Annotated in this window: 15 protein-coding genes; 9 read left to right on the top strand and 6 right to left on the bottom strand. The window is 32.0% G+C overall.

Annotated features, from left to right (window positions below):
• The first annotated feature begins 51 nt into the window (after positions 1-51).
• From ABD690_RS12325 to ABD690_RS12315, 3 genes are all read left to right on the top strand, one after another.
• On the top strand, positions 52-891 hold the full coding sequence (locus ABD690_RS12325; RefSeq protein WP_344730888.1) for a 1,4-dihydroxy-2-naphthoyl-CoA synthase: 840 nt from the start codon (positions 52-54) through the stop codon (positions 889-891).
• Between the two features lie 15 nt (positions 892-906).
• Positions 907-1,809 carry a 1,4-dihydroxy-2-naphthoate octaprenyltransferase gene (gene menA / locus ABD690_RS12320; protein ID WP_344730887.1) on the top strand — a complete coding sequence of 301 codons (903 nt, stop codon included), beginning with the start codon at positions 907-909 and terminating at the stop codon, positions 1,807-1,809.
• A gap of 62 nt (positions 1,810-1,871) precedes the next feature.
• Entirely contained in the window at positions 1,872-2,549 is a 678-nt protein-coding gene (locus tag ABD690_RS12315) for a metal-dependent hydrolase (protein WP_344730886.1), read from the top strand.
• A 68-nt stretch (positions 2,550-2,617) separates the two neighbouring features.
• Here ABD690_RS12315 and ABD690_RS12310 read toward each other — a convergent pair whose 3' ends face one another.
• Both ABD690_RS12310 and ABD690_RS12305 read right to left on the bottom strand, forming a co-directional pair.
• Entirely contained in the window at positions 2,618-3,466 is an 849-nt protein-coding gene (locus tag ABD690_RS12310; RefSeq protein WP_344730885.1) for a universal stress protein, read from the bottom strand.
• A 66-nt stretch (positions 3,467-3,532) separates the two neighbouring features.
• The gene (locus tag ABD690_RS12305) at positions 3,533-4,447 is read right to left on the bottom strand and encodes a sterol desaturase family protein (RefSeq protein WP_344730884.1); all 915 of its coding nucleotides are present in this window, start codon (positions 4,445-4,447) and stop codon (positions 3,533-3,535) included.
• Positions 4,448-4,505: 58 nt separating this feature from the next.
• On the opposite strand from ABD690_RS12305, the gene ABD690_RS12300 reads away from it, so the two are divergent.
• The 5 genes from ABD690_RS12300 to ABD690_RS12280 all read left to right on the top strand — a co-directional run bounded on the left by ABD690_RS12300 (position 4,506) and on the right by ABD690_RS12280 (position 11,623).
• A complete protein-coding gene (locus tag ABD690_RS12300; RefSeq protein WP_344730883.1) occupies positions 4,506-5,540 on the top strand; it encodes an o-succinylbenzoate synthase in 1,035 nt (344 codons plus the stop codon).
• A gap of 2 nt (positions 5,541-5,542) precedes the next feature.
• Positions 5,543-6,499, top strand: a complete 957-nt coding sequence (locus ABD690_RS12295) for a CPBP family intramembrane glutamic endopeptidase (protein WP_344730882.1) — start codon at positions 5,543-5,545, stop codon at positions 6,497-6,499.
• A 4-nt stretch (positions 6,500-6,503) separates the two neighbouring features.
• Positions 6,504-7,565: an AMP-binding protein gene (locus ABD690_RS12290; RefSeq protein WP_344730881.1), complete on the top strand. Its 1,062-nt coding sequence runs from the start codon at positions 6,504-6,506 to the stop codon at positions 7,563-7,565.
• Positions 7,566-7,575: 10 nt separating this feature from the next.
• Positions 7,576-9,339, top strand: coding sequence for a signal peptide peptidase SppA (gene sppA, locus ABD690_RS12285; RefSeq protein ID WP_344730880.1), 1,764 nt, complete (start codon positions 7,576-7,578; stop codon positions 9,337-9,339).
• Positions 9,340-9,472: 133 nt separating this feature from the next.
• Positions 9,473-11,623 (top strand): YfbK domain-containing protein, encoded by a 2,151-nt coding sequence (locus ABD690_RS12280; protein WP_344730879.1) that lies wholly within the window; start codon positions 9,473-9,475, stop codon positions 11,621-11,623.
• 30 nt (positions 11,624-11,653) lie between these two features.
• On the opposite strand, the gene ABD690_RS12275 is transcribed toward ABD690_RS12280, so the two are convergent.
• The 4 genes from ABD690_RS12275 to ABD690_RS12260 are packed head-to-tail and all read right to left on the bottom strand — an operon-like array spanning position 11,654 to position 15,526.
• The gene (locus ABD690_RS12275; RefSeq protein WP_344730877.1) at positions 11,654-12,532 is read right to left on the bottom strand and encodes a hypothetical protein; all 879 of its coding nucleotides are present in this window, start codon (positions 12,530-12,532) and stop codon (positions 11,654-11,656) included.
• The gene (locus ABD690_RS12270; protein WP_344730876.1) at positions 12,529-13,326 is read right to left on the bottom strand and encodes a hypothetical protein; all 798 of its coding nucleotides are present in this window, start codon (positions 13,324-13,326) and stop codon (positions 12,529-12,531) included. Before ABD690_RS12270 ends, ABD690_RS12275 begins: the two co-directional genes overlap by 4 nt.
• A complete protein-coding gene (locus ABD690_RS12265; RefSeq protein ID WP_344730875.1) occupies positions 13,319-13,861 on the bottom strand; it encodes a hypothetical protein in 543 nt (180 codons plus the stop codon). The genes ABD690_RS12270 and ABD690_RS12265 overlap by 8 nt, the downstream gene beginning before the upstream one ends.
• A 21-nt stretch (positions 13,862-13,882) precedes the next feature.
• A complete protein-coding gene (locus ABD690_RS12260) occupies positions 13,883-15,526 on the bottom strand; it encodes an acyl-CoA carboxylase subunit beta (RefSeq protein ID WP_344730874.1) in 1,644 nt (547 codons plus the stop codon).
• Positions 15,527-15,785: 259 nt separating this feature from the next.
• Between ABD690_RS12260 and ABD690_RS12255 the strand changes: the two genes are divergently transcribed.
• Complete coding sequence (locus ABD690_RS12255) at positions 15,786-16,319, top strand: NADPH-dependent FMN reductase (RefSeq protein WP_344730873.1); 534 nt, start codon at positions 15,786-15,788, stop codon at positions 16,317-16,319.
• The last annotated feature ends 2 nt before the right edge of the window (positions 16,320-16,321 follow it).

Here is a 16,321-nt window from a genome sequence, read left to right as displayed (position 1 = left end):
TGAGAAGTGATGTTTATTTAAAATAATTTATTTTTGACAAAATTAAAAAAAATGAGTGTAGCAAACTGGAAAACTGCCAAAGAATACGAAGATATTACTTATAAAAAATGCAATGGTGTTGCCAGAATAGCATTTAATAGACCTAATGTACGAAACGCCTTTCGTCCTAAAACAACTAGCGAACTTTATGATGCTTTTTATGATGCCAATGAAGATGTAAATATTGGTGTTGTTTTATTATCAGCTGAAGGTCCTTCAACAAAAGATGGAGTTTGGAGTTTTTGCTCTGGAGGCGATCAAAAAGCACGTGGACATCAAGGTTATGTAGGTGACGATGGTTACCACAGACTTAATATTCTTGAAGTACAACGATTAATACGCTTTATGCCAAAAGCTGTAATTGCTGTTGTTCCAGGTTGGACTGTTGGTGGCGGTCATAGTTTACATGTAGTTTGCGATTTAACACTAGCAAGTAAAGAACATGCTATTTTTAAGCAAACAGATGCCGATGTTACAAGTTTTGATGGTGGTTATGGTTCTGCGTATTTAGCAAAAATGGTAGGTCAAAAAAAGGCTCGTGAAATTTTCTTTTTAGGTAGAAATTATTCTGCTCAAGAAGCTTATGAAATGGGTATGGTAAACGCTGTAATTCCTCATGATGAATTAGAATCTACGGCATTTGAGTGGGCTCAAGAAATATTGGCTAAATCTCCAACATCAATAAAAATGTTAAAGTTTGCTATGAACCTTACAGATGATGGAATGGTAGGGCAACAAGTATTTGCTGGAGAAGCAACAAGATTAGCTTACATGACAGATGAAGCAAAAGAAGGTCGTGATGCTTTTTTAGAAAAGCGTAAGCCTAACTTTCCTAAAAAATGGATTCCATAAGCCTAGATTTATTTTATGAATAATTTAAAAAACTGGTTGTCTGCATTTAGGTTACGCACATTGCCATTATCTCTTTCTGGAATTATTTTAGCCGCATTTTTAGCCATACAAAACAATGTGTTTGATTCGGCAATTTTAATATTAGCCATTTTTACAACCTTAAGTTTACAAATACTATCTAATCTAGCAAATGATTATGGTGATGGCATAAAAGGCACTGATAATGAGGATAGAATAGGACCAAAGCGAGCTATACAAAGTGGTCATATTTCACCAAGTAGCATGTTTAAAGCCATAAAAATTAATGTAGTTATTACTATTGTTTTTGCAGCTTTACTTATTTACGCGGCATTCGGATTATCATACGTTGTTTATTCAATTATATTTTTTGTTTTAGGTGGTTTAGCAATTTATGCAGCCATAAGATATACAGTAGGTGATAATGCCTACGGATATAAAGGATTAGGTGATGTTTTTGTATTTCTGTTTTTTGGACTAGCAAGCATTATAGGAAGCTATGTATTGTTTGCTAAACAAATTGATCCCGTTGTTTTTTTACCAGCTTGTACGATTGGGTTTTTGAGTACAGCAGTTCTTAATTTAAACAATTTAAGAGACTACGAATCTGATAAAAAATCAAATAAAAATACACTTATTGTTAAGATAGGAGTTAAAAATGGAAAAATTTACCATTATTTTCTAATCATCGCAGCTATAGTGTTATCTGCTTCATTTGGTATATTATATTACAGTTCGCCGTATAATTTTATTTACGTTATTGCTTATATTCCGTTATTAATACACTTAAAAACAGTTTATAAAACAAAAGATACAAAGCAGTTAGATCCTGAATTAAAAAAAGTAGCATTAACAACATTTGTATTAAGTATCCTTTTAGGAATAGGGCATATTTTATAGGGAATTATTAAGACTGTTTCTTTAAGTTTTTTGTAAATTCAAAACTCAAAAAAATCATAATTATGAAAATCACATTTTATGGACATGCTTGTTTAGGTATTGAAGTTAATGATATAAATATTTTAGTAGATCCGTTTATTTCAGCAAACAAGAATGCATCGCATATCAATATAGATACACTTAAAGCAGATTATATTTTATTAACACATGCGCACCAAGATCATATTCTTGATGCCGAAGCTATCGCAAAACGAACAAATGCTGTTATAGTATCTAATTTTGAAGTAGCTAATTTTTACGAAACAAAAGGACTTGAAGTACACCCAATGAACCATGGTGGTAGTTGGGATTTTGAATTTGGTACTGTAAAATACGTTAACGCTATTCATACATCATCGTTTCCTGATGGTAGCTATGGTGGACAACCAGGAGGTTTTGTTATTGAAGGCGAACACAAAAACATTTATATAGCTGGCGATACTGCCTTAACAATGGACATGAAACTGATACCATTGCGCACTAAACTAGATTTAGCCATTTTACCAATGGGAGACAATTTTACCATGGGCATTGATGATGCTATTACAGCGAGCGATTTTGTAGAGTGCGATAAAGTATTGGGTTATCATTTTGACACCTTTGGTTATATAGAAATTGACCACGAAGAAGCTAAACGCAAGTTTTTTGACAAAAACAAAGACTTAATGCTACTAGAAATTGGTGAGAGTATTGAGCTTTAGCGTATTGATAAAATATTATTAATTAACCTTAAAAAAAAATCTACTAGCAACTAGTAGATTTTTTTGTTTTAAAACGACGCTTCATTAAAAATAATGAGAGGTACTTTAGCGTGGTGACTTATAGATTTACTCTGGCTTTTATTAAATAACTTTTCAAAGAAATTGTGTTTTTTAGCAATGACACACATCATATCTAACTTTCTACTTTCACTAAAAATACGAGTTCCTTTTGCTACTGAGACATCAGTTAATTGATAAAAATGAGTTGGTACTGGTTTTAAATACGCGATAAGTTTCTCTTTACTAGACGCTTTTTCAGGTGTTAAAGCTTTATCTTTTAAAATATGAACCACAGAAACTTGTGCTTCAAAATGTTCAGCTAGCGCTTTTAATAGGTTTAAACCATTGGTATAAGAATTTATAGAGTAGTCTACAGCAAAACCAATTTCATTAATGTCATTAAATACCACATTAGAAGGTACAGCAATAATTGGGCAGGTTAACTTACCAATTAAACCTGCAGTGTTGCTACCTAAAGTCACTTCTTTTAGGCCGCTAGCACCTTTTGTTCCTAAAATTACAGCATCAATACTGTGCTCTTTTACTTTAGTTTTTACAGCACTTGTAAAGTAGTCATTAACTATAGAGGTTTTAAACGTATGATTCTCATTTTTAGGTAAGGCATCTATTTGTTTTTTTAATTTATTTAGTCCAGAAACAGCTTCACTTTTCATAGACTCCATAATTATAGAGTTTGCGCGTTTAGAAGTAACCGCTGTTGATGGAGCAGCAACTTGAGGCTCATATGAATGCATTAAATAAAATGTACATTCAGCATCTTTTAGCAGTTCTAAAGCGTATGAAATCGCTTTCCATGAATTGTCAGAAAAATCGGTAGGTAATAGTATATTCTTCATTTTTTTTCTTTGAAATGATTATACTATAAAATTAAAGGTTTTTTAGGAAACTGTATATGATAATTGTCAGTAGTTTTTATCTATTGGGTTAGATTTTAACCATTCTTTACGAAGGTCATCACTTAATTTTCCAGTACCATCATGAGTCCAACCAGGAGGTTTCAATAAATATAAAATTCTGTTTTTAAGCGATTTTTTACCCGAAAAAGCATCCTTGAACATATTAATCCATTCTATAAAGGCTATCTTTATTGGGTTGAAAGTATTTATGTTTTTTACTAAACCGTAGGTAACTTTTTCTTCTTCTAGTTCTGGCTGAAATGTGCCAAATAGTTTATCCCAAATTATTAAAATACCTGCATGATTTCTATCTAAATAAATAGGATTGCTACCATGATGCACTCTGTGGTGCGAAGGTGTATTCATAACAACTTCAAACCATTTAGGGAGTTTGTTTATCGCTTCGGTATGAATCCAAAATTGGTATAATAAACTTATAGACATTTGTAATAAAATCATACCTGGATGAAAACCAATAAGCGGCATCCATAACCAGAATATAAAAGAATAAAATCCGCCAGACCATGTTTGCCTTAAAGCAGTGCTTAAATTATAATGTTCAGAAGAATGATGCACCACATGAGATGCCCAAAAAAGTCTGCTTTCGTGAGAAACTCTATGAAACCAGTAATAAGAAAAATCATCAGCAAAGAATATTAGTATAAAACTCCACCAAGTTACCGGAATTGTAAAAAGTCTATAATTTTCATAAATCCAAAAAAATGCTAGGAGTACAATAGCTTTACTAAAAAAGCCTAAAAAAACATTTCCTAAACCCATAGCAATAGAGGCAAAAGCATCCTTAAGCTCGTAACCTTTAGTTTCCTTATAAGCTTCGCGAGTAGTCACATAAAGCTCAAGAAGCATGGATATTACAAAAAACGGAATAGCAAAATGAATAATATTAGGAAACTCTGGCATAGTAATCAAATTATGTAGCCTAAAGTACAAAATAATTTAAGTATTTTTGATGCAGACTATGACAGCAACCTACCACAAGCATATTTTAGAGTTTAAGCAACCTAGCGGAACATCTAGAGGAATTTTGAAAACCAAGGAAACTTGGTTTTTGATTTTAGAGCATCAAAACCAAAAGGGTATTGGCGAATGCGGTATTTTACGAGGTTTGAGCGCTGATGATAGACCTGATTATGAACAGCAGCTAAACTGGACATGCCAAAATATTCATTTAGGTTTGCAGGAGCTTTATACTGCTAATAGAGAGTTTCCTAGTATTCAATTTGGATTAGAAATGGCTTTTAAATCTCTTAAAAGTGTTAATGATTTTAATTTATTTCCTTCAAAATTTACTAGAGGAGAAGCTTTTATTTCCATAAATGGTTTAATATGGATGGGCGATGAAGCCTTTATGAAACGTCAAATTACTGATAAAATAGAAGCGGGTTTTAGTTGTATTAAAATGAAGATTGGTGCTATTGATTTTCTAACGGAATACAATTTGCTTAAGTCTATTAGAAAAGAGTTTTCAAAAGCTGACATAGAATTGCGAGTTGATGCTAATGGTGCTTTTTCAGAAGAAGAAGCATTAGAAAAATTAAAGCGCTTATCAGAATTAGATTTACATTCTATTGAGCAACCAATCAAGCAAGGTAATATTGATTGTATGGCAAAATTATGTAGCCAGACACCTTTACCAATAGCATTAGATGAAGAATTAATAGGGATTTTTGATGTAACAAAAAAGCAAGAACTGCTACAAACTATTCAACCGCAATATATTATTTTAAAACCTAGTTTTGTTGGTGGTTGGAAAGGTAGTCAAGAATGGATTACGTTTGCTGAAACTCAAAATATAGGTTGGTGGATAACTAGCGCATTAGAAAGTAATGTAGGGCTAAATGCCATTGCACAATGGACCTACACTTTAAACAGTCATATGCCGCAAGGGTTGGGAACAGGTAGTCTATTTACCAATAATTTTGAAAGCCCACTAGTTGTAAAACAAGGTGAATTGCAGTATGATAAAAATTTGAATTGGAACTTTAACTTATAAACATGTATATAGCACAAGCATATAAGGGACTACACGATTGGTGGCGATATTTAATTGGTACACTAATCATAATTTTTGCAGTAATAATAGGTCAGATACCATTCACTATAGCAGCCGTTTTAAAAGCGATGCAAGAGGGTGAATCTATTATGGGCATGGATGAACAAAAACTTATGACGGTTTTAGAACCTAACTTAAACCTGTTTTTAATGTTACTGTCTTTTGCTGCAGGTTTGTTGGGTGTCATTTTGGTTGCGAAATTTTTACATAAACAGTCCTTAAGAGCCCTAACAACAGCAAGGTCTAAAATAGACTGGAAACGCTTTTGGTTTGCATTTTTACTTTGGGGTGTAGTTAGTTCTGGCTTTGTTTTTCTAGATTATTTTTCATCACCAGAGAATTATGTTCTCAATTTTAAATTAGTACCTTTTTTAATTCTTTGTGTTATAGCCATACTATTAATCCCGCTTCAAACTAGTTTTGAAGAGTATCTTTTTAGAGGATATTTCATGCAAGGTATAGGAGTACTTACCAATTCAAAATGGATTCCATTATTAACAACTTCTGTGGTTTTTGGACTTATGCATATTGCAAATCCAGAAGTAAGTCAACTAGGTTATACTGTAATGATTTACTACATAGGTACAGGTTTGTTTTTAGGAATTATCACACTAATGGATGAAGGCCTAGAACTCGCTTTAGGGTTTCACGCAGCAAATAATTTATTTACAGCCTTGTTAGTTACTGCAGATTGGACTGCACTGCAAACACATTCTGTATTTAAAGATATATCAAGTCCTACAGCAGCTGGTTTTATAGATATATTTATGCCAGTTTTTGTAGTGTTTCCTTTACTGTTATTTGTATTTTCAAAGGTTTATAAATGGACAAATTGGAAAGACAAACTACTGGGCACTGTAGAAAAACAAAAAAATGAAGATTATAAAACTTTAGAATAAAATTGTGATACCTACATATAATAACATACATAACAGGTTTAAACTAAACGGACGTTACTATTCTTTATCTGACTTATCAGAAGTTGCTTATAGTTTTATAAAAGAAGGAGATGATTTTGAACAAAAAATAGGTGTTTTTCTAAATGATTGGTTAGACGAAAAGCCTTATATAATTACAAAAACATCAGGATCAACAGCAGCTCCTAAATTAATTGAAATATCTAAACAAGCCATGGTAAATTCAGCCATTGCTACAGGTGATTTTTTTAATTTAAAACCAGGAGATACAGCCTTACATTGTTTACCAGCAAACTTTATTGCAGGCCGAATGATGTTAGTAAGAGCAATGATTTTAGGTTTAGAAATTGATATTGTAAAACCTGCGACACATTTAGAGTTTAGTACAAAAAAGCACTATGATTTTTGTGCCATGGTACCAATGCAACTTCAAAAAAACATGAGTAACCTTCAGCATATAAAAACAATAATAGTTGGTGGAGCAGCTATTTCTGATGCGTTACTACTACAAATTCAAAGTATAAAGCCTTATGTATATCAAACTTATGGTATGACAGAAACTGTCACGCATATTGCACTAAAAAAAATCAATCATATAAAAAAAACAACACCTTATAAAGTGTTGCCTGGAATAAAAATATCTCAAGATGATAGAGAGTGTCTGGTAATATCAGCACCAAAATTGCAAGAAGAAAGCATTGTAACAAATGATGTTGTAATACTACACTCTAAAACAACTTTTGACTGGTTAGGACGTATTGATAATGTGATTAATTCTGGAGGTGTTAAATTGTTTCCAGAACAAATAGAAACAAAGCTTCAAAAGCATATTAGTAACCGATTTTTTGTAAGCTCAATATTAGATGAAACATTAGGAAATAAACTTATACTAATCATAGAAGGCGAAGAAAAAAACTTAAAACCTGAAGTGTTTAAAAGTTTAAATGCTTATGAAAAGCCAAAGCAAATTTTTTATACATCTAAATTTGAAGAAACTAAAACAGGTAAAATCCATCGTAAAAAAACATTAGAAAAAATAGACTTATAAAATAAAGTATATGAACTTTTTAAAACGCGTATTATCAACCGTAGTAGGTATTATTGTATTTTTAATTATTAGCTTCTTCGGACTCATATTTTTAGGAGCACTATTCGGTTCAGCTGATAATAATATTGTACAAGTAAGAACAAATTCTGTTTTAGAATTACAATTAGATTTCCCAATTAATGATTATGCCGGAAAAACTAATTTTAAGGAATACACTTTTTTAAATGAGAATGAAAAAAACGGCTTGTTTAATCTTATAGATGCTATAAACTATGCTGCAACTGATAGTAATATACAAGGTATTTCTATAACAAATAACATGGTAGATGCAGGAATTTCTCAAGTAAGTGCATTAAGAAAAGCACTGTTAAATTTTAAAAAATCAGGAAAGTTTATTGTAGCCTACGCAGATATATATTCACAAAAAGATTACTATTTAAGCTCTGTTGCTGATACTATATATTTAAATCCAGCAGGGATGATGGAGTTTAAGGGTTTATATTCAGAGCAGCTATATTTTAAAGATTTTCAAGAAAAAACAGGAGTGCGAATGGAAGTTGTTCGTTTAGGAAAGTATAAAAGTGCTGTAGAGCCATTTTTAGAAAGTGAGATGAGCGAAAACAACCGAGAGCAAATTTATTCGTACTTAAATTCATTATGGAGTACGTTAAAATCTGATATATCAGAAAGTAGAGATATTCCTGTAGAATCATTACACCAAATAGCAGATAGTTTATTAGCAAGAACTCCTAAACTAGCATTAAAATCAGGGTTAATTGATAGAATAGGATATTATGACGAGTATTTAAATGGTATAAAAAATGCCGTAGGTATTTCAAGTAGTGACAATTTAAGGTTTATAACAATTGAAGATTATGCTGAACATGCAGCTACAAAGCTAGGTTCTAAATACAGCAAAAATAAAATAGCAGTTATTTATGCTCAAGGTGAAATTATTTATGGCGAAGGCGATCAAACTACAGTTGGTCAAGGTGCAGTAAATAGAGCTTTAGAAAGCGCTAGAAATGATGATAGAGTGAAAGCGGTAGTACTTCGTGTAAATTCACCAGGTGGAAGTGCGTTAGCTAGTGAACTTATTTGGCGAGAAATAGAATTAACAAAGCAAGTAAAACCTGTAATAGTAAGTATGGGAGATTTAGCAGCATCAGGCGGCTATTACATAGCTTCAAATGCTAATGAAATTATAGCAGAACCTACAACCATAACAGGAAGTATTGGTGTTTTTGGTGTGTTGCCAAACGGAAAAGAGTTAGCAGATAATTTAGGAATTAACGCAGAACAAGTAGTTACCAATAAAAACGCGGTAACCTATAGCTTTTTTGAGCGTTTAGATGATAACCAAAGAGCTTATATTAAAGAAGGCGTTTTGGATATCTACGAATTATTTTCAACACGTGTTTCTCAAGGAAGAAATCTTACTAGAGAACAGGTTGAAACCATAGCTCAAGGGCGTGTTTGGACTGGACAAGAAGCGTTAAATATTGGACTGGTTGATCAGTTAGGAGGTTTAGATTTAGCCATACAACGAGCTTCTGAATATGCGCAAATTGAAGATTTTACTATTAAGGAATTACCAGTTTTTGAAAAAGATTTAGATAAAATGCTACAAGACTTTGGGTTGGTTAAAGCCAAAGAAACCATTTTAAAAGAAGAAATGGGAGCTGAAAATTATGAAACTTACAAGAGAATAAAAGCATTAACACAAAAAAAGGGCATTCAATTATTATTTCCTTATAGCACAAATATTAATTAAGCACATCAGTGTTTTATTAACGTTTATGTTTTTTTAATGTGTGTTTACTCAACCAAGCAGTGTTGTTACTCATTAGTGCTTTTTAAGTAGGTTGTGAGGTTTTAGTTTTATGAAAACTTAAAATCACATAACCATGAAAACTATTATCCAATTTGTATTTCTATGTACTTTAGTACTACAAGTAAAAGCTCAAGAAACCTTAATTACAGGAAAAGTCTCTGATAAAAACGGATTGCCATTGCCAGGTGTTAACATTCTAGTAAAAGGTACAACCATTGGTACACAAACAAATTTTAATGGCTTTTATAGCTTAAATGCTAAAAAAGGAGATACACTAGCGTATTCATTTGTTGGTTATATGCCTGAAAATAGAGTTGTAAAAACTTCTAATGTCATAAACATCACTATGCAATTAGATGATAATTCTTTAGAAGAAGTTGTTATTACTGCATTGGGCGTTAAACGATACCAAAAAGAGGTAACAGCTTCAAGTAATCTTATAAAAAAAGAATACCTTAATCATTCAAGCAATCCTAATGTTGTTCAGGGTTTGTCTGGTAAAGTATCAGGATTACAAATTAATTCTAAAAATAAGAATTCAAATCAGTCAACTAAAATTGTTTTACGAGGAAATCGATCTATAAAGGGAACAAATGAAGCGCTGATTGTTATAGATGGAAAAATTTCTAATGCAGAAACATTAGCAAATTTATCTCCCAAAAAAATAAAAGAAACACAGGTAATCAAAGGAGCTGGCGGATATGCTTTATATGGATCTCAAGGTGCTTATGGAGTTATTATTGTCTCAACAAAAAATAGTGGTTATGAAATACCAAAAGAACTAAAAGAGAGTATTCTTAAAAAAAGTGTGCAACAATCAGAGTTAGAAACTTATGATGACATTGTAGAGAATGATTTTGAGACCGTAAAGCAAAACCCTTTATCAACGTTTTCAATTGATGTTGATAGAGCGTCTTATAGCAATGTAAGACGTATGATTAATAATGGAGAAAAAATCAATCCTAATGCGGTAAAAATAGAGGAGATGATAAATTATTTTAAGTATAATTACGCACAGCCTAAAGGCAATCATCCATTTTCAATTCATACTGAAGCAGCAGTAACTCCTTGGAATAGCGATACCAGAATTGTTAAAATAGGATTACAAGGCAAAACTTATACAAATGAACAATTACCGGCTTCAAATCTTACATTTTTAATAGATGTTTCAGGTTCTATGAATTCTCAAAACAAATTGCCATTATTAAAATCAGCGTTTAAGCTTTTAGTAAGTCAGTTACGAGAAAAAGACAAAGTTTCAATTGTTGTTTATGCAGGAGCAGCAGGAGTTGTACTTGAACCAACATCAGGTAAAGACAAAGAAACAATAATGAATGCCATAGATAAACTAAAATCTGGAGGCTCAACAGCTGGAGGCGAAGGCATTGAATTAGCTTATAAATTAGCAGTAGAAAACTTTATAAAAGATGGTAATAACAGAGTGATTATTGCTACCGATGGCGACTTTAATGTTGGAGCATCGAGTGACAAGGCAATGGAGAAGCTTATTGAAGAAAAAAGAAAATCAGGAGTGTTTTTGTCGGTTTTAGGGTTTGGTTATGGTAATTATAAAGATTCAAAGCTTGAAATTTTAGCCGATAAAGGTAATGGTAATCATGCTTATATTGATAATATGCAAGAGGCTCAAAAAGTCTTTGGAAAAGAGTTTGGAGGTACACTTTATACGATTGCAAAAGATGTAAAAATTCAAGTAGAATTCAATCCTAAAAAAGTACAAGCCTATAGATTGATTGGTTATGAAAACAGAATGTTGGCAGACGAAGATTTTATTGATGATACTAAAGATGCTGGAGAATTAGGAAGTGGACATACTGTTACAGCACTTTATGAGTTGATTCCTGTTGGTGTTGAGAGTAGTTACTTAAAAGAAGTCAACGACTTAAAATACACTACAACCAATTCGGTTGAAGGGTTTTCAGATGAATTATTCACTGTAAAATTCAGATATAAAAAACCTGATGGAGAAAAAAGTATTGAAATGGTACATGTTCAAAAAGATGCACTTTCCGAAGGTTCAGAAGACTTAAATTTTGCATCGGCAGTAGCTTTGTTCGGTATGCAATTAAGGCAATCAAAATACTATAATAATGCTAGTATGGATGATGTAGTTGCATTGGCAAAAAAAGGTAGAGGAGATGATGATGATGGTTTTAGAGCAGAGTTTATTCGTTTGGTAAAAGCTTCACAAAACAGTATTAATTAAAAAAAGCGACCAATTTGGTCGCTTTTTTTATCAAAACTCATGAAAGAACCGCATTTTGCTGTTTTCATTTTTAAGAGATTTTTTAGCACGCTCGTGTTGTTTTTCAAACGCTTCTAAATTTGAACCTTTACAAATTCCATATGAATAATGGTATTTTATAATCTCCATATCCAAAGGTGTTAATTTTTTGTTTTTAGAATAGCAATTAGATAAATAACTATCACAACTAAAATCATTTGATAAATAAAAATGACCAAGTGTTCCTATAAACAGTTCTCTCAACTTGTATTGTATTAAAGATTCATTAAAAAGCGCTTTGGTATCTATTCTTAGACCACATTTATATATTTGTTGTTTTTTGTTCCAGCTTAAATAATAATCGTTTTGATTTGTTAGTCTTGGTTCATAATCATAATCGCCTAAATAGTAAATAACATAATTAGATTCTTCTACTTTTTTTACTTCAGATATGCTTAATGAATCAACCTTATTTGCTATAGTTTCAGCAAAAGACATAAAACTCTTTTTAGTTTTTTTTGAAACACTATTAGAGAAATAAATTTTTATAGGTTCTTTCCAATAGCGCATTGTTTGTTTTTTATCTGTTGAATCTACTCCATTTGTTCTGAAGGCTACTTTTTTATATAAGCTAAGAAATGTTGAATCTTTGTATTCGTAAGGAACACTTACTCCTTTAGGTAATTCATAGTTTGTTACTAATACCAAGGTGTCATTGTTGTGAAAGCGAAAGTTTAAAGAGTCTGTTTTTGTTAAAGGCTTGTCCTTATATTTTAACTTATAGCTTTTTAGAGACATATAAGTTTTAGTAACTTGTTTTGTAATTGTGTGTTGCGCTTGTGTTTGAATTGCAAATACTAAAAACGTAATAAATAATGCTAGTTTTTTCATTTGTTTGAGTTTGCTAGTTTGACAAGAGATCTAAATTTACTACCGTTAATTATTTGCTCGTAAATAATTCCGTAATGAATTTTTAGTATGTTCATATCAAATTCAGAAATAGTATCAGAGTTTATGTAAGCCTTGTGTAACAGGCTATCAGTATCTTTATAATTGTCAGCTACAAAGTTACCTAGGCTTTTAAAGAAAAGCTGTTTTAATTGTTTTAGAAACTGATCATCTGTTTTTTTTAGTTTAAAACTCATTTCAAGTACTGCGCTATAAAATTTATTGTTTTGATCGGTTGATAATTCATAAGTGCCTCCTGTTAAAAAGCTATTTTTTCTTTCTTCTTCAGAGTCAAATTCAAAATCTTTATCATAGCCATTAACCATTTTGGGAGTCATTTTAATTATATAATTAGCTTCGCTTACTTTTTTTGTAAAGCTAATGTTTAAATTATTTACACTATTTATATTAGATTTTGATATAAAATCATAAAAACCGTTAGCAACACTTTTAGGTAAGTTTTTATCTAGGTATATAACAATATCAGTACTCCATTGCATGAGTTTATAGTTATAAAGTGTATCATCATAAATAGTACAAAAAACAATACGTTGATAATATTTTATCATGTTTTCGTATTCGTAATTTGAAGCATTTAAGTAATCCAAATCTGGATTTAAAGTACGACTTTCATCAATAAAACTGAATCTAGGTTTAACTATAGAGCTGTATGTTTGGCTATAACTCACATAAGAGAAAAAAAATATGCTAAAAAGCAACAGTTGAATTTTATTCATAAGATTTTAATTCATTTGTAAAAGCATTTGCTACATCTGTATAAAAATGACTTGTTTTAAATAAATAGACTCCATCGCTATTTATTGTTAGCATAAAATCACATGATTCTTTGCCCTTATCAAATAACGTTGATATAATTTTACTTTTATCATAATGGCTATAAAATGACGTATAACCATAGTCATAATGAGCCATTAATAAATCAGAATTCATTTCTGATTTATATTTATTTATACGCTTTATGTTAGATTTTTTTTCTATTCCGCTATAATTATCATACCAACACTTGTTCTTAGACTTTAAATACGATATGGTTAAATATTTTAAACTATCTAAATCTTTATTGAAAGTCTCTTTTAAATACTTTTTAAAAGTAGCAAGTTCGTGTTTTTTTAATTCGCCCACTTGTATTAGTGATGAGCTGTTTTTAATATCAGCTAGCGTATAATCTTTGGTGTTCTTTTTTGTATTACTTTTAGTAGACTTACATGAAAAGGCAAATAAAACGAACAAAATCAAAAATAAATTTTTCATAAGAAAGCAAAGTACATTAAATTAAACCTGCAACACACCCAAATTAAAAGGTTTTTCAATAGGAGCGTGGTTAGCGGCTTCAATACCCATACTAATCCAGGTTCTGGTGTCTAACGGATCAATAACTGCATCGGTCCATAATCTGGCAGCAGCATAGTAAGGCGATACTTGGTTGTCGTAACGCGCTTTTATTTTGTTGTAAAGTTCGTCTTCTTTCTCTTTGGTGAATTTTTCACCTTGTTTCTCTAATGAGGCTTTTTCTATTTGCAGTAATACTTTAGCAGCACTATTTCCACTCATTACAGCTAGTTCAGCACTAGGCCATGCAAAAATAAGTCTTGGGTCGTAAGCCTTACCACACATAGCATAATTACCAGCACCATAACTATTACCAACTACAACGGTAAATTTTGGCACCACACTATTACTCACAGCGTTTACCATTTTAGCGCCATCTTTTATAATTCCAGAATGCTCACTCTTACTACCTACCATAAAACCGGTAACATCTTGTAAAAATACTAATGGAATCTTCTTCTGGTTACAATTGGCAATAAAACGCGTGGCTTTGTCTGCAGAATCATTGTAAATCACACCACCAAACTGCATTTCGGCAGGTTTGGTTTTAGCACCTGTGGTTTTTACTATATGACGCTGATTAGCAACAATACCAACTGCCCAACCATCAATTCTGGCATAACACGTAATAATGGTTTGTCCGTAACCCGCTTTATATTCTTCAAACTCACTATTATCTACAAGACGTTTTATAATCTCGTACATATCGTATTGATCGGCACGACTTTTTGGTAAAATACCATAAATATCTTGAGGATTTTCTTTAGGTTTTTTCGCAGCAGTTCGATTAAAACCAGCCTTGTCAAAATCACCTATCTTATCAACAATATTTTTTATTTTATCCAACGCATCTTTATCATCTTTAGCCTTGTAATCTGTCACACCACTAATTTCACTATGTGTTGTTGCGCCACCAAGCGTTTCGTTGTCAATACTTTCTCCAATAGCCGCTTTTACCAAATAACTACCAGCAAGAAAGATACTTCCAGTTTTGTCCACAATAAGCGCTTCGTCACTCATAATAGGTAAGTAAGCACCACCAGCAACACAACTACCCATTACAGCAGCAATTTGTGTAATGCCCATACTACTCATTACAGCATTGTTTCTAAAAATGCGACCAAAATGCTCCTTATCAGGGAAAATCTCGTCTTGCATTGGCAAATACACACCAGCCGAATCCACAAGGTAAATAATTGGTAATTTGTTTTCAATCGCAAGCTCTTGTGCGCGCAAATTCTTTTTTCCAGTTATAGGAAACCACGCACCAGCTTTTACAGTCGCATCATTTGCCACTACAATACATTGTTTCCCTTTTATGTAGCCAATTTTTACCACAACACCACCAGACGGACAACCACCATGTTCTTTATACATGTCATCACCTGCAAAAGCGCCAATTTCAATACTTTTGGCTTTATCATCAAGTAAATAATCAATACGTTCTCTAGCAGTCATTTTTCCTTTAGCGTGATGTTTTTCAATACGTTTTTCGCCACCGCCAAGTTTTACTTTTGCAAGTCGTTTCTTAAGTTCAGAAACTAATAATTTATTATGATCTTCGTTTTTGTTGAAGTTTAAGTCCATCAGATGTTTATAGTTAATTAGGGCGTTACCACGCAATAGCGTGGTCGGGTTTTTCGCTATATCTCCCTAAAAAAAAGGGAGGATGCCGCTGCAACCCCTAACGCAAGTTGTTAATGCAGGCTAAAAATACAAAACTTAACCTTGCTACGAAAACGTTGTAATGTAAAAGCTATGTTAAAAATATTACCATGTAAATAGTTTCCTTGGAAAATAAAATATTTTATCATATATTTGCCATGGAAAATAAAAACAATCACACATGAAACATATTATAGCATTCGCAGGAAGTAACAGTACAACATCAATCAACAAACAATTGGCAACATATGCTTCAGGGTTAGTAGAAGGAGCCAAAGCAGAAGTATTAGATTTAAATGATTTTGATGTGCCGCTATTCAGTACAGATTTAGAAAAAAGCATGGGCGGACAACCAGAAAACGCTCACAAGCTATTCAATAAAATAAAGGAAGCTGATGGTATGGTTGTTTCATTAGCAGAACACAATGGCGCTTATGCTTCAGTTTTTAAAAACCTATTTGATTGGATATCGCGTATAGAAGCCAAAACATTTTTAGGAAAACCTATGTTACTTATGGCAACATCACCAGGAGCAAGAGGCGGACAATCGGTATTAACCATTGCACAAGACCGTTTTCCAAGACATGAAGCAGATATTGTAGGCGTGTTTTCTTTACCACAATTCGGAAATAATTTTTCTGAAGGACAGATTACTAATAAGGAATTAAACGACCAATTATTAGTTGAAGTAGATAAATTTCAAAACGCAATATAGTT

Origin of the sequence: Corallibacter vietnamensis (assembly GCF_039537875.1) — a bacterium.
In the GTDB taxonomy this organism is placed as follows: domain Bacteria; phylum Bacteroidota; class Bacteroidia; order Flavobacteriales; family Flavobacteriaceae; genus Corallibacter; species Corallibacter vietnamensis.
The sequence above is the reverse complement of the archived record's forward strand: the minus strand, read 5'-3'. Positions and strand labels throughout refer to the sequence as shown.

Coding starts and splice junctions, on each gene's coding strand:
- ABD690_RS12325 (WP_344730888.1), top strand. CDS start 52: ATGAGTGTAGCAAACTGGAAAACTGCCAAAGAATACGAAGATATTACT.
- menA (WP_344730887.1), top strand. CDS start 907: ATGAATAATTTAAAAAACTGGTTGTCTGCATTTAGGTTACGCACATTG.
- ABD690_RS12315 (WP_344730886.1), top strand. CDS start 1,872: ATGAAAATCACATTTTATGGACATGCTTGTTTAGGTATTGAAGTTAAT.
- ABD690_RS12310 (WP_344730885.1), bottom strand. CDS start 3,466: ATGAAGAATATACTATTACCTACCGATTTTTCTGACAATTCATGGAAA.
- ABD690_RS12305 (WP_344730884.1), bottom strand. CDS start 4,447: ATGCCAGAGTTTCCTAATATTATTCATTTTGCTATTCCGTTTTTTGTA.
- ABD690_RS12300 (WP_344730883.1), top strand. CDS start 4,506: ATGACAGCAACCTACCACAAGCATATTTTAGAGTTTAAGCAACCTAGC.
- ABD690_RS12295 (WP_344730882.1), top strand. CDS start 5,543: ATGTATATAGCACAAGCATATAAGGGACTACACGATTGGTGGCGATAT.
- sppA (WP_344730880.1), top strand. CDS start 7,576: ATGAACTTTTTAAAACGCGTATTATCAACCGTAGTAGGTATTATTGTA.
- ABD690_RS12280 (WP_344730879.1), top strand. CDS start 9,473: ATGAAAACTATTATCCAATTTGTATTTCTATGTACTTTAGTACTACAA.
- ABD690_RS12275 (WP_344730877.1), bottom strand. CDS start 12,532: ATGAAAAAACTAGCATTATTTATTACGTTTTTAGTATTTGCAATTCAA.
- ABD690_RS12270 (WP_344730876.1), bottom strand. CDS start 13,326: ATGAATAAAATTCAACTGTTGCTTTTTAGCATATTTTTTTTCTCTTAT.
- ABD690_RS12265 (WP_344730875.1), bottom strand. CDS start 13,861: ATGAAAAATTTATTTTTGATTTTGTTCGTTTTATTTGCCTTTTCATGT.
- ABD690_RS12260 (WP_344730874.1), bottom strand. CDS start 15,526: ATGGACTTAAACTTCAACAAAAACGAAGATCATAATAAATTATTAGTT.
- ABD690_RS12255 (WP_344730873.1), top strand. CDS start 15,786: ATGAAACATATTATAGCATTCGCAGGAAGTAACAGTACAACATCAATC.